Annotated in this window: 13 protein-coding genes; 7 read left to right on the top strand and 6 right to left on the bottom strand. The window is 40.3% G+C overall.

Annotated features, from left to right (window positions below; translation table 11 throughout):
* The 4 genes from B4C08_RS07410 to miaB form a co-directional block, all read right to left on the bottom strand.
* Positions 1-577: amino acid ABC transporter ATP-binding protein (locus tag B4C08_RS07410; RefSeq protein WP_296664209.1), on the bottom strand; the 577-nt coding region annotated here is incomplete at its 3' end.
* Positions 564-1232 (bottom strand): amino acid ABC transporter permease, encoded by a 669-nt coding sequence (locus B4C08_RS07405; protein ID WP_296664208.1) that lies wholly within the window; start codon positions 1230-1232, stop codon positions 564-566. The genes B4C08_RS07410 and B4C08_RS07405, both read right to left, overlap by 14 nt.
* A gap of 15 nt (positions 1233-1247) precedes the next feature.
* Complete coding sequence (locus B4C08_RS07400) at positions 1248-2021, bottom strand: transporter substrate-binding domain-containing protein (protein WP_296664207.1); 774 nt, start codon at positions 2019-2021, stop codon at positions 1248-1250.
* Between the two features lie 283 nt (positions 2022-2304).
* Positions 2305-3687 carry a tRNA (N6-isopentenyl adenosine(37)-C2)-methylthiotransferase MiaB gene (miaB, locus tag B4C08_RS07395; protein WP_296664206.1) on the bottom strand — a complete coding sequence of 461 codons (1383 nt, stop codon included), beginning with the start codon at positions 3685-3687 and terminating at the stop codon, positions 2305-2307.
* A 205-nt stretch (positions 3688-3892) separates the two neighbouring features.
* Between miaB and B4C08_RS07390 the strand changes: the two genes are divergently transcribed.
* Positions 3893-4252, top strand: coding sequence for a glycogen-binding domain-containing protein (locus B4C08_RS07390; protein WP_295799940.1), 360 nt, complete (start codon positions 3893-3895; stop codon positions 4250-4252).
* Positions 4253-4297: 45 nt separating this feature from the next.
* On the opposite strand, the gene folE2 is transcribed toward B4C08_RS07390, so the two are convergent.
* Positions 4298-5083 carry a GTP cyclohydrolase FolE2 gene (folE2, locus tag B4C08_RS07385; RefSeq protein ID WP_296664205.1) on the bottom strand — a complete coding sequence of 262 codons (786 nt, stop codon included), beginning with the start codon at positions 5081-5083 and terminating at the stop codon, positions 4298-4300.
* Complete coding sequence (gene folD / locus B4C08_RS07380; RefSeq protein WP_296664204.1) at positions 5076-5960, bottom strand: bifunctional methylenetetrahydrofolate dehydrogenase/methenyltetrahydrofolate cyclohydrolase FolD; 885 nt, start codon at positions 5958-5960, stop codon at positions 5076-5078. The genes folE2 and folD overlap by 8 nt, the downstream gene beginning before the upstream one ends.
* A 206-nt stretch (positions 5961-6166) precedes the next feature.
* Here folD and B4C08_RS07375 point away from each other — a divergent pair, with 206 nt between their 5' ends.
* From B4C08_RS07375 to B4C08_RS07350, 6 genes are all read left to right on the top strand, one after another.
* A complete protein-coding gene (locus B4C08_RS07375) occupies positions 6167-6850 on the top strand; it encodes a TP0733 family outer membrane beta-barrel protein (RefSeq protein WP_296664203.1) in 684 nt (227 codons plus the stop codon).
* Positions 6851-6870: 20 nt separating this feature from the next.
* Positions 6871-8067 carry a hypothetical protein gene (locus B4C08_RS07370; protein WP_296664202.1) on the top strand — a complete coding sequence of 399 codons (1197 nt, stop codon included), beginning with the start codon at positions 6871-6873 and terminating at the stop codon, positions 8065-8067.
* 9 nt (positions 8068-8076) lie between these two features.
* On the top strand, positions 8077-10494 hold the full coding sequence (locus B4C08_RS07365; RefSeq protein WP_296664201.1) for an AAA family ATPase: 2418 nt from the start codon (positions 8077-8079) through the stop codon (positions 10492-10494).
* Positions 10491-11225, top strand: coding sequence for a tRNA1(Val) (adenine(37)-N6)-methyltransferase (locus B4C08_RS07360; RefSeq protein WP_296664200.1), 735 nt, complete (start codon positions 10491-10493; stop codon positions 11223-11225). The genes B4C08_RS07365 and B4C08_RS07360 overlap by 4 nt, the downstream gene beginning before the upstream one ends.
* A gap of 8 nt (positions 11226-11233) precedes the next feature.
* The gene (locus B4C08_RS07355) at positions 11234-12163 is read left to right on the top strand and encodes a TIGR01212 family radical SAM protein (protein ID WP_296664199.1); all 930 of its coding nucleotides are present in this window, start codon (positions 11234-11236) and stop codon (positions 12161-12163) included.
* Positions 12164-12211: 48 nt separating this feature from the next.
* Positions 12212-12606: glyceraldehyde 3-phosphate dehydrogenase NAD-binding domain-containing protein (locus B4C08_RS07350; RefSeq protein ID WP_296664198.1), on the top strand; the 395-nt coding region annotated here is incomplete at its 3' end.

Below are 12606 nucleotides of genomic sequence, written 5' to 3'. Positions count from 1 at the left end.
TTACAACAACCATTGTCATTCCGCCTTTTGCAAGCTCCTTCATAACAGAAAGAACTTCGCCGACCATTTCTGGGTCAAGCGCGCTGGTAGGCTCGTCAAAAAGCATGACTTTTGGCGACATAGCAAGGGAGCGCACAATCGCAATTCTCTGCTTTTGGCCGCCGCTTAAAGTTGAAGGATAAACGTTCGCTTTGTCCGCAAGTCCAATTCTCTCCAAAAGCTCCATTGCTTTTTCATTCGCCTGATTTTGAGAAAGAAGTTTGAGCTTAACCGGCGCAAGCGTGATATTTTTTAGAACTGTAAGATGCGGAAAAAGATTAAAATGCTGAAAAACCATTCCCATCTGGCGGCGCACAAGATTTATGTCCGCATTTTTGCTTGTGATGTCGTTTCCTTCAAAAAGAATAGAGCCGGAATCTGGAGTTTCAAGAAGATTAAGGCAGCGCAGAAAAGTGGATTTTCCAGAGCCGGAAGGCCCTATTATCACAACTTTTTCGCCCTGCTTTATTGTCTGCGTTATGCCTTTTAGAACTTTCAGTTCTCCAAAGCTTATTTTCAAGTCTTTAGTCTCTATCACTTTTTGCCATCCTTTTTTCAAGAATCGAAAACAGCTTTGTAAGCCCAAGCGTAAGGCAAAGATATATAAGCGCGCACGAAAGAAGCGGAATCCAGGCGTTGTAAGTTGCGTTGCGAATCATGTCGCCGGCTTTTGTAAGATCCATGACTGCAATAAAGCTTGCCACGGAAGTTTCTTTTATAAGAACTATGAATTCGCTTGTGTAAGTAGGAAGAACAGCTTTTGCTGCCTGCGGAAAAATTATCATCGTAAGAGTCTGCCAGTAATTCAGCCCCAAAGAACGTCCTGCTTCCATCTGCCCGGAATCCACGCCTTGTATTCCAGCGCGGAAAATCTCTGTGCAGTAAGCCCCGGAATTTATTCCATAGGCAAGAGTCGCAACCAGCACACGGTCAAGTCCAAGAGGTGCAAAAACAACAAAGTAGAAAATCATGAGCTGGGTTGCCAAAGGAATTCCGCGGATAACGGTTGTGTAGATTTCCGCAATTATCCTCAAAATAGGATTCTTTGAAATCTTGAACAGCGCGAACACTGCTCCCAAAATCGTTCCGAGGATAATCGCAACAATAGCGATGTAAATTGTAACTCCCAGTCCCTGCAGAAGCAAAAGCCACCGCTGCCCGGAAATAAGCGTATCGTAAATTGAATCAAACACAGCCGTCTCCAAAAGCTACTTGCGGACTATAATAACCTGATTCGAAGTAAAGTACGGCTCAGAAAAGTCCACGTTCTTCTTGCGATCTTCTGTAACGCTCATTCCAGCCGCAATAAAGTCAATCGCTCCGCTAGAAAGAGCCGGAATCAAACTGTCAAAAGACATATCAACAACTTCAAGAGTCTGTCCCAAGTCCTTTGCAATTTTCTGTCCCATTGTAATGTCAAAGCCAACAATTTTTGTTCCTTCTACATATTCAAAAGGAGGGAACGCGGCGTTTGTTCCAAGCTTTACAACTTTTCCAGAAAGAACTTCGTCGCTAGGAATTTTTACAATTCCGTCAGCAGGCATAAATGCGTTAACCAGCTCTTCGTATCCGCCGTTGGACTTAAGAGAAGCGATTGTCTTGTTGATTGCTTCCAAGAGAGATGAGTTACCTTTTTTTACAGCGATTGAATATTCTTCCTGCGCAAACTTTGAGTCTACAATCTTAAGCTTTTTGCTGTTGCGCAAAACAATCTGCTTTGCCGGAAGCTCGTCAAGAACAATGGCGTCAATCTGGCCGTTCATAAGGTCAAGAGCAGCGTCCATTCCAGACTTAAAAGAAGAAAGCTTTGCATTCTTCAAGTTTTCCTGAACGTAAGTTTCTCCGGTTGTGCCACCCTGAACTCCGATGCGTTTTCCGTCAAGGTCTTCTATTCCTTTGATTTGAACAGACTTTTTCTTTGCGCTTACAGGAAGAACCATGCAAGCCGCCAATGCAAATGCCAAAACAACAGCTTTTTTCATAAAATGCCTCTATTTAAATTAAAGATTTTGTTTCCATGTCAAACCTGAAAACTTCCGTATTCTAGCAGTTTTTCAGTTGATTTTCAATTAAAAGTTGATTTCCTAAGCAGCCCTGTCATTATCAAGATACCTCTGTCAGAATCCAACCACCCATGCCATTATCCGGCTTGATTCTGCGATGTTTCTAAAAGAAACCCTGTTGATAATCTGTGAAATTTTACATTAGATTGCCGTGTCAAGCACGGCAATAACAAACTCGTTTGCAAGGAAATGACATTTTAAGCTATTGAACAAGGCTGCCTTTAAATGTGTTTCCGTTCAGGCTGTCTATGTGGACTTGCACAAATTTTCCGATTAAGGAAACAGGGGCTTCAAATGCAATGCGCTCGTTCTGCTCAGTCTTGCCCAAAAGCTCCTTGGCGTTGTCGCGGCTTATAATGTCGGCAAGAACTCTTATGTTTTTTCCAACCTGCTTTTCCATCACTTTTCTTGTAATTCCAAGCTGAATGTCTATGATTTTCTGAAGACGCTCTTTCTTCACTTCAAGCGGAATCTGGTTCTGCATTTTTGCGGCTGGAGTTCCTTCCCGCGGATTATAATAGTACATAAATGCGCTTTCAAATTCCACTTCCTTCATAAGCGAAGCAGCCTGCTCAAAGTCTTCTTCTGTTTCTCCGGGGAAGCCAAGCATTATGTCCGTTGTAAGCTGAATTTCTGGGACACGAGAACGCAGTTTTTGAATAAGCAAAAGATACTGTTCGCGCGTATATTTTCTGTTCATGGCTTTTAAGATTGAATTTGAACCATGCTGAACCGCAATGTGAAGCCCAGTGCAAACGCGTTTTTCTTGCGCAATAACTTCTATAAGCTCGTCCGAAAAATCTTTGGGATTGCTTGACTCAAACCGAATCCATTCAATAGGAGAATTTGTTTTTTCCAAATGGCGGCAGATTGTCTTTAAAAGAGCTTGAAAATTCATTCCGTCCGCTCCCTTGTAAGAATTTACGTTCTGCCCTAAAAGCGTTATTTCCTTTACACCGCGGCCGGCAAGCACATCAAGCTCGTGTAGAATTTGCTCTATAGGACGGCTCACCTCCCTTCCGCGCACATAAGGAACAATGCAGTAAGAGCAGAAGTTGTTGCAGCCGTGCATAATAGGAACAAAAGTTGAAAACGCTCCTTCTTCATACGAAGTTTCCGCAAAAACGTAGACAGGCTCTTCGTCAGTCTGAATATATTTCTGGCCTTCTTCAACTGCCTGGATTATTTCGCCGAATTTATTTTTTGCAAAAGTTCCCACAACATAGTCAACGCAAGGCCACTGCTTTTGAAGCGACTTTAAAAGACGTTCAGCCATGCAGCCCATTACAACCACGGTAAGCGGAACTGCTCCGTTTTTCTGCACATGTTCCGCGGCAATTTCCATGTTTCTTTTTTTAGCGTCGGGAGCACACGAGCGGACTTTCTTTAGCCCGGAAAAAAATCCTAGCCGCCCGAATATTCTTTCTTCTGCGGAACCGCGCACAGAGCAAGTGTTTATTACAACCAGGTCGGCAAGCTGAACATTTTCAGCCTTTTTCCAGCCGCGTGAAATTAAAATCTGTTCAACGGAAGCACTTTCGGCAATGTTCATCTCGCAGCCGTAAGTTTCAAAAAAATAAGTCATTTGCCCATTATAAAGAATAAACTGTCATTGCACAATTGAAAAAACTTATATTTAATTTGCGGCAAAAATACAACAAAAGTGTGATTTTTAAGTACAAAAAGCATTCAGAAAAACAATTTTTGTAATATTTTTACAAATTATTTGACACAGACTTTTTGTCATTATAAAATTCTGAACATAGATTGAAAAAAGGAGGAAATTTCAATTGAAAAAAATCTTAGCAATGGCAGCCGCAATGGCACTGTTTTCTGCGGCAGTTTTCGCTGATGTGGCTTGCAAAAAGCTCGACAATGGAAAAGTTGAAGTTACATTTTCGTTCTCGCATCCGAGCGCAAAAAATGTTCTTCTTGCAGGCGACTTTACAAACTGGCAGTCTGGCGCAAAGACAATGAAAAAAGAAGGCGACACTTTTGTCTTCAGAAAAGTTGTTTCAGAAAAAAGCGTGCTTACTTACAAGTTCATCATAAACGGAAACTGGATGACAGACAAAAACGCTCCGGCTACAACTGATGACGGATTCGGCGGAAAAAACGGCGTTGTTGACGTAAAGACACTCATAAACTAAAAGCCCCTTGTGCCGGAGAACGCAGCAATGCAGCTCCGGCATTTTTTATGCTTCATTAAATTCTGTGTAAGCGTAGGCATTGTGATTGTGAATGCTTTCAAAATTCTTGCATTCTACGCTGAACCAGCTGAAAGGCTTTTCGCTTTTTGAAAAATTCTTTAGCGCAATAAAAACTTCGCGCACAACATCTTCCACAAACCTGGGATTTTCGTAAGCGTGCTCGGTAACAAACTTTTCGTCCGGGCGTTTTAAAATGCTGTAAAGTCCGCCGCTTGCACTTTTTTCAACTTCTTCAATCACGTCTTCAATCCAGAACAGGCTTGAATTTTTAAGTTTGACTGTAACAATTCCGCGCTGGTTGTGCGCACCGTACTGGCTGATTGCCTTTGAGCAAGGACACAAAGTTGTAACAGGAATTTCAATTTTTATAAAGAAACTGCTAGAATCAGAACTAACCTCGCCCTCGTAAGTGCATTTGTAGCACATTATGCTTTCCGCATGTGAAACCGGAGCCTGCTTTTTCATAAAGAAAGGAAATTCCATTGAGCCAAACGCGCGCTCCGCATCAAGGCTTTTTCTGATTTCCTCAAGCATGGAAAGAAACTGCTTCATTCCAAGATTTTCCCTGTGGCGGTGGAAAATTTCTATAAAGCGCGACATGTGAGTTCCCTTGTAATTATGCGGCAAGTTCACGAACAAATTCACTTTTGCGCACGTTTTTTGAGAGCCTTCCGTCTTGTCCAAAACCTGAACAGGATAGCTCAAATCTGTAACGCCAACTTTCTGCAAGGGAATTTCGCGCGTGTCTTTTGAACTCTGAATGTCAATCATTTTGAGCCTTAAAATTTTCCGCGCTTTCCAAAGTATTAAAAATAAGCATTGCAATTGTCATAGGACCAACTCCACCCGGAACTGGAGTTATAAAGCCCGCAACTTCTTTTGCGCCTTCAAAGTCAACATCGCCGCAAAGTCTGAATCCGCTTTTCTTTGTGGAATCAGGAATGCGGTTTACGCCAACATCAATTACAGCCGCGCCATCTTTTATCATGTCAGCGGTAACTGTGTTCGGACGGCCGGAAGCTACAATCAGAATGTCAGCTTTTTTTGTGTATTCTGAAAGATTTTTTGTTCCTGTGTGGCAGATTGTAACAGTTGAATTGAATTCCTTTCTAAGCATCAAAAGAGCCATAGGCTTTCCAACAATATTGCTGCGTCCAACAACCACGACATTTTTTCCGCTCGTTTCGATGTTCATTTTCTTCAATAAAACAGTTATTCCGTTTGGAGTGCAGGGAAGAAATCCTTTTTCGCCTGTAACAAGCCTGCCCACATTAACTGGATGAAAACCATCCACATCTTTTTCCGGGCTGATTGAATTTGTAACTTTCTTTTCATCAATATGCGAAGGAAGCGGAAGCTGAACAAGAATTCCATGCACGGTCTTGTCTTCATTAAGTTTTTGAATTAAAGATAAAAGCTCCTGCTCTGTGGTTGACTCTGGAAGTTCTATGCTTCTGTCTTCCATTCCGGCTTCCGCAAGAGCTTTTCTTTTTCCTGAAACATAGCTTACGCTCGCAGGATTGTTTCCCACAAGAATAACTGCAAGGCAAGGCGTAATTCCGCTTTTCTTAAGCTCCAAAACTTTTTTTGCAACATCAGCTTTTACTTCCGCCGCAATTGCTTTTCCGTCTATAATTTTTGCGCTCATCTGTAACCTTCCATTTTTTTGTTTTCTTTTTTATAAAGCAGATGCAGAATTCAAAATATCCGCTAGATTGATAAAATCCTTGAAACCAAGTATAATCGCTTGGCAATATTCAAGGAAAAATCCATTTGAAAACTGCCTAAGCATAATATAAAAAAACAGAACAAATTGCCATAGAAGAATTTGCTTTTATGTTATAAGGAAAAATTATGAAACGTTTGATTACGCTTTTGAGCGTAGGAATTATAGGAATTTACATTTCAGCAGCGCAGGCTTCTCTTCCAAGGACAACTTTTATGCAAAGCTCACAGAATGAAAATTCAGGCGATGACAGCGAAGACGGAGACGAATACACAGAAGACGACATAAGCTTTGACCTTGGAATGAATCTTCCTGGAGACCAGTATATAAAAATTGCGCTTGGTCTTTGCCTTCCGTTGAATTTTCCAGACTTTGAAAGTGCCATAAAAGGAGACTCGCAACTAAAACTTGGCGGAATTGGTTCTTTGGGCTACCATTACTTTTTGACTTCAAAAATGGCAATTGGATTTGATGTAAGCTTTGGATTCAATGTTTCAATTGGAAGCCATGTATTCAACTATGTTCCATTTATTGCTGCGTTCACTTACCAGCCGGTTGCAGGCAGATTTGAATTTCCGCTCACAATCGGACTTGGATTTGCATGGGAATCTTTCGGCGGAAAAAACTACTTTCCGGGGCTTGTTGTAAAACCGGAAGCTGGCGCAATGTTCCGTCTTACAGAAAGCTGGTCGCTCGGACTTGAAGCCTCGTATCTTTTTATGCCGCAGTTCGCTTCTTGGTACAACGACAATGCGGAAAACTTTGCAGGGCAGTTTCTTACATTCAGCGTAACAGCAAGATACCATTTCTAATTTTTACAAAAGGGAAACAAATGAAAAAGTCAATTATAAACAGTATTTTTCTTTCCGTAGCTTTTGCCTGTCTTGTAGGATTTACTTCTTGCCACGATGACATTTACGGCGCAATCAACAACGAAATAGAACTGAACTCAAGCGGCTTGCAAGGCGATATGCATTCAATCGTTCACTACAAGAACTACATCTTAACTTGCAACGGTGAAATTTTTTACAAGACAAACGAGCCTTCGACATCAACAAACAGCTACAATGGGCAATGGGATAAAACAACTTCCCCTACTTCAGAAAAAGGAGACAACGGAATTCCTGCCACAACATATTTTCTTGCGGCCGACAGCCAATATCTTTATGCGCTGACTTACATCTGGGTTGAAAATGACGACGGCGAAAACGAGCCAAAGACAGCGACAATTTACGCAACAGAGTCAGATCCTGCAACTGGACTTGCTTGGACAAAAGTTGAAAACATCAGCGGCGGAAACTATTCTTTTGAAAATGCAAAAGTAATATTTGACAACAAATATTTTTCTGTAGACGACAACAATTCAGTTTCAGTTGATCAAAGAAAAGCTTATGCAAGAGTCAGAGCCACATCCAATGGCACTTACAAGCTTTATGAATTGAACGGAAACAACGTACCTACAGAAGTTTCTAATCCAACATTTGTTGATGAGTCATCCACTGCTACAAATGCAATTTCAGCTTGCTATTTTAATGGCAACAATTATTTTTCAAAATATTACGGAATGACTTCCAACGCAAACTGTCTTTATTACACTGGAACTTACACAAGCAGCAACAACGTAAACAGAGACTCTGATCTTTACTGGATAACAACTTCCGGCGAAAAAAGCTCAGTAGATCTTGACGCTGGCGGACTTCTTTCTATTGCCGCTGCAAAAGACTACATTCTGCTTGGAACTTCAAGCGGACTTGCAAGAGTTGCAATAGATGAATCAACAGGCACACCAAGCGGCAGCACTACAAATATGACAGGCAATGGAGGCTCTGTAATTTCTGAATACGTATTCATGGTCTTTGTTCTTAATCCAAATAAAAAAGAAGGTTCTTATTCAACAACAGAAGGAACTGATGAATACGCTTCTTCAACAATTTACGGCTCAATCCGCTCAAGCTCCGACTCTTGGGACGACACAGGTCTTTACGCCTGGTATCCTGCACAAAAAGAATGGAACCGCGACGGAGACTAGCCTAGAAAAATGGATGAGCTTTTTTCCAACTTAAAAGATTCCCACGAGCCTCTTGCTGCCAGAATGAGGCCAAGAACTCTTGACGAGTATATTGGGCAGGAACATATTGTAGGCAAAGGAAGGCTTTTAAGAAGGGCAATTGCGGCAGATCAGCTTACTTCCGTTATTTTCTACGGACCTCCAGGAACAGGCAAAACAACACTTGCGCGCGTAATTGCAAACCACACAAGTTCAAATTTCATTACATTAAATGCAGTTCTCACAGGCGTTGCAGATATTAGAAAAGCGATTTCCGATGCTGAAACTCAAAAAAATCTTTATAAAAGAAAAACAATTTTATTTGTAGACGAAGTTCACCGCTGGAATAAAAGCCAGCAAGACGCCCTTCTTCCTTGGGTTGAAAACGGAACTATAATTTTAATAGGCGCAACAACAGAAAATCCTTTTTTTGAAGTGAACAAAGCCCTTGTTTCAAGGAGCAGAGTGTTTCAGCTCAAGCCGCTTACAAAAACAGATTTGCTAAAAGCCGCAAGACAAACTTTTGCCGACACAGAACGCGGATATGGAAAATGGAAAGTCGAATTTGAAAAAGGCGCGCTGGAGCATTTAATTGAAACTGCAAACGGAGACGCAAGAAGCCTTTTAAATGCGCTGGAACTTGCAGTTGAAACGACTCCAGAAAAATGGCCGCCAAGTTTTGGAAGTACAATCTACATTTCAAAAGAAGCCTGCGAAGAATCAATTCAGAAAAAAGTTGTCCTTTATGACCGCGACGGAGACTACCATTACGACATAATTTCCGCATTTATAAAAAGTTTACGAGGACGAGATCCAGATGCCGCATGCTACTGGCTTGCAAGAATGGTAAAAGCTGGAGAAGATCCGCATTTTATTTTTCGTCGCATGCTGATTTCTGCCTGCGAAGATACCGGACTTGCAGATCCAAATGCAATTTCAATTATTGAAAGTTGCGCCGCCGCCTTTGACCGTGTAGGACTTCCAGAAGGCAGATATTTTTTAACACACGCGGCTTTGTATCTTGCAACTGCGCCAAAGTCAAATTCCTCAATGGCATTCTTTGACGCTTTGTCTTCTGTTGAAAAAGAAGATGCCGATGTTCCAAATCATTTGCGGGACGCTTCAAGAGATGCAGAAGGATTCGGACACGGAGCAGGCTACCTTTATCCGCACGCTTATAAAGACCATTGGGTTGCGCAGCAATATTTGCCGGACACTCTTGTTGGAAAAGTTTTCTACACTCCTTCAACTCAAGGCTACGAGGCAAAAATCAGAGAAGATATTCTTTCACGCAGGGAAGCACAAATTGCATCAATTCTTGAAGATAGCGAAGAAAAAGACTTAGAGCACATAAATGCAGTTTCTGACTGGTGGAAAGAAGCAGGACATTTTCACGGCTTAAAAAAAACTGGAGAAAATCTTACATATACCGCGGAAAGTCCAAGAAAAAATTCAGTTCTTGAAAAAGGTGAATCACTTTGGCGGGCAAGACTTGAAACAAACAAGGCACAGACTTTGCTTGGAATACGAAATGCAATGACAGAAGCCGTAAATATTTTAAGATTCCATAGATGTCTTGTTGCAAATGCAGACGACGCGCTTCTTTTATTTGACCTTATACGAAAAACTCCAGAAGGCTTAGTATGCGGAATATGCAGAACTCAAGCAGGAATGCAATCTTTGGCACGCTACGCTTCAACACTTGAAGAACTAGACAAGCCAAAACTCTGCACAAAAAAAGACACGCTAAGAGATTCGATTGCAGTTTTTGGAGATGTAGAATTTGACAGATTTTTTGCCCGCGATATTTTTTCTACAAAAGAAGACATCGAAGAGCTTTGTGTCTCTTTAAGCGACGGATTTTTTGGAATAGAAAAAATAAAACGAGACATTTCCTTCAGCACAGAAGAAGTTCAAAACGGAACAAAAGAACTTTTTCCTTTCTTTGAAAAAAATGCACAAGCTGTAATTTCGCAAAGAATTCCTTGTTCAGGCCAGCATTTAACAAAGCTAATTGAAGAAACACTTTTTAAAGAAAAAGTCGCACCTAAAGAAATAAAAAAACTTTTTCAAGAATCAGAGCAGGCGGAAAAAGAGTTTTTTGAAAACACTATGAATCCGATTTTTTCATGGGACGAAGAAACTGTAAAAAATATTTTTGAGCAAAATAATTTTTCTTGTCTTTACAAGTCTGCATTTATTTTGGAAAAGCGAAAAATCAGCGCGCAAGAAACCGAACGTTGGTTTAACGCAGAAAATTCTTCCTACGGCAAATTTATAAAAGGAAAACTCGGCAATGAAAAATTCGAAAAACTCAAAGAGCTTTTTATTCAGGCTGCGGAAAAAAATATTTTCAACTGGAAAACAAAAAATACAATTTTCATAATTTCTGCAAATCAAAAAAGATGAATCTTAAAGCTGGCGAAACAATTGAAAATCTTCATGCAAAACCTCTTAAGCTTATTCAAGGAAAAAAAGAATTCCGCTTTGGAATTGACGCAGTTCTTTTATCTGACTTTGCGCATACAAAAGGAAAATGCAAAGTTTGCGATTTGGGAACAGGAACAGGAATAATTCCGCTTTTAATGTCAGAAAAAAATCCAAAGGCAAATTTTGAATGCATAGAAATTCAAAAAGAATCAGCAGACATGGCAAGCCGAAGCGTAGAGATGAACAACCTGCAAGAAAAAATCAAAGTATTCTGCACAGACATAAAAGAGCCGTTTGAAGTATTGCAAAAAAATTCTTTTGACGCAGTTGTTTCTAATCCGCCTTACATAGAAGTTTCAAATGGAAACACAAACAAGGACGACCCCCTTTCCATTGCACGCCATGAAATTTTCTGCACGCTCGAGGACGTAATAAAAACTGCCTCCGCTCTTTTAAAATCCCATGGAAAATTTTTTCTGATTCACAAATCTTTCCGCCTGCCGCAAATTTTTTCTTTGCTTGAAAAATATAAACTTGCACCAAAAAGAATGAAACTTGTTTTTCCAAATAAAGAAAAAGAAGCTTCAATGGTTCTGCTTGAATCTGAAAAATGCGCAAAGCCTTATTTAAAAATAGAAAGTCCAATAACAATTTATGGCGACGACGGAAAATACACAAATCAAATTGAAAAAATTTACGGACGCAACTAAAAGTTAAAATGAGCTATAAAACACTCAATTCATATTTAAAAGAAAAATTCGGCTGCAAAGTTTACAAGCTTTCTCTTTCAACTGGCTGCACCTGCCCAAATCGCGACGGAACAAAAGGAAGCGGAGGCTGCACATTTTGCTCTCAAGGAGGCTCTGGAGATTTTGCGACAAAGCCAGCGCCAATAGAAATTCAAATTGAAGAAGCAAAAAAAAGAGTTGACTCAAAATTTCCAAAAAACATTCCGCCTGAAAAAAGAAAATACATCGCGTATTTTCAGTCGTACACAAATACTTACACAAACAAAAATATTACAATAGCAAAACTCAAAGAAATTTTCTTTGGCGCAATCAGACGCCCAGAAATTGTCGCGCTTTCAATTGCAACCCGCCCGGATTGTATTCCAGATGAAATTCTTAACCTTCTCTGTGAACTGAATAAAATAAAACCTGTCTGGATTGAACTTGGACTTCAGACAATTCACGAGCAAACAGCAAAAAAAATAAACAGAGGCTACACTTTAAAAGAATTCGAAAACTGCTTTTACAAATTAAAGTCAGCAGGAATCGAAGTTATTGCGCATATAATTCTCGGGCTTCCAGGTGAATCAAAAGAGCTTATGATTCAGACTGTTAAATATCTTTCCGAATTAACTCCTAGACTTAACGGAATAAAAATTCAGCTTCTGCATATTATTGAGGGAACAAAAATGGCGCAGGAATACAAAGAGAATCCTTTTAAGCTTTTTGAACTTGAGGAATACTGCGAATTTGTCTGCGAGTGCTTAAAAATTCTTCCGCCTGAAATTGTAGTCCACAGAATAACAGGAGATGGTCCAAAAAAAATTCTAATTGCTCCGCTTTGGTCCGCGGATAAAAAAAATGTTTTAAATACATTGAAAAAGAACATAGAACACTTTATTGACAATAAACTGCAATAAGAATAAAATAGTTGCTATAGAATAATTTATTCAAGGAGTTAACTTACCATGGTTAAAGTTGCTATTAACGGTTTCGGCCGCATTGGTCGCCTTGCATTCCGCCAGATGTTTGAAGCTGACGGATATGAAGTAGTTGCTATCAACGATCTTACAAGCCCAAAAATGCTTGCTCACCTTCTTAAATATGATACAGCACAGGGTGGATTCATGGGAAAAATTGGTGAAGGAAAACACACAGTTTCTCACATTGATGACGTTCTTGCTGAAGACGGAAAAACTGTAAAAGAACCAGGTGCTATCGTTGTAGATGGAAAGAAAATCACAATCTACAAGGAAGCTAACGCTGCAAATCTCCCTTGGGGAAAAATCGGTGTTGATGTAGTTCTTGAATGCACAGGATTCTATGTATCAAAAGCTAAATCACAGGCTCACATTGATGCTGG

The organism is Treponema sp. UBA753 (assembly GCF_002297325.1).
In the GTDB taxonomy this organism is placed as follows: domain Bacteria; phylum Spirochaetota; class Spirochaetia; order Treponematales; family Treponemataceae; genus Treponema_D.
The sequence above is the reverse complement of the archived record's forward strand: the minus strand, read 5'-3'. Positions and strand labels throughout refer to the sequence as shown.

Bases quoted from the DNA above. Each gene is read 5' to 3' on its own strand.
- B4C08_RS07400 (WP_296664207.1), bottom strand. From the start codon at position 2,021: ATGAAAAAAGCTGTTGTTTTGGCATTTGCATTGGCGGCTTGCATGGTT.
- miaB (WP_296664206.1), bottom strand. From the start codon at position 3,687: ATGACTTATTTTTTTGAAACTTACGGCTGCGAGATGAACATTGCCGAA.
- folE2 (WP_296664205.1), bottom strand. From the start codon at position 5,083: ATGATTGACATTCAGAGTTCAAAAGACACGCGCGAAATTCCCTTGCAG.
- folD (WP_296664204.1), bottom strand. From the start codon at position 5,960: ATGAGCGCAAAAATTATAGACGGAAAAGCAATTGCGGCGGAAGTAAAA.
- B4C08_RS07375 (WP_296664203.1), top strand. From the start codon at position 6,167: ATGAAACGTTTGATTACGCTTTTGAGCGTAGGAATTATAGGAATTTAC.
- B4C08_RS07370 (WP_296664202.1), top strand. From the start codon at position 6,871: ATGAAAAAGTCAATTATAAACAGTATTTTTCTTTCCGTAGCTTTTGCC.
- B4C08_RS07365 (WP_296664201.1), top strand. From the start codon at position 8,077: ATGGATGAGCTTTTTTCCAACTTAAAAGATTCCCACGAGCCTCTTGCT.
- B4C08_RS07360 (WP_296664200.1), top strand. From the start codon at position 10,491: ATGAATCTTAAAGCTGGCGAAACAATTGAAAATCTTCATGCAAAACCT.
- B4C08_RS07355 (WP_296664199.1), top strand. From the start codon at position 11,234: ATGAGCTATAAAACACTCAATTCATATTTAAAAGAAAAATTCGGCTGC.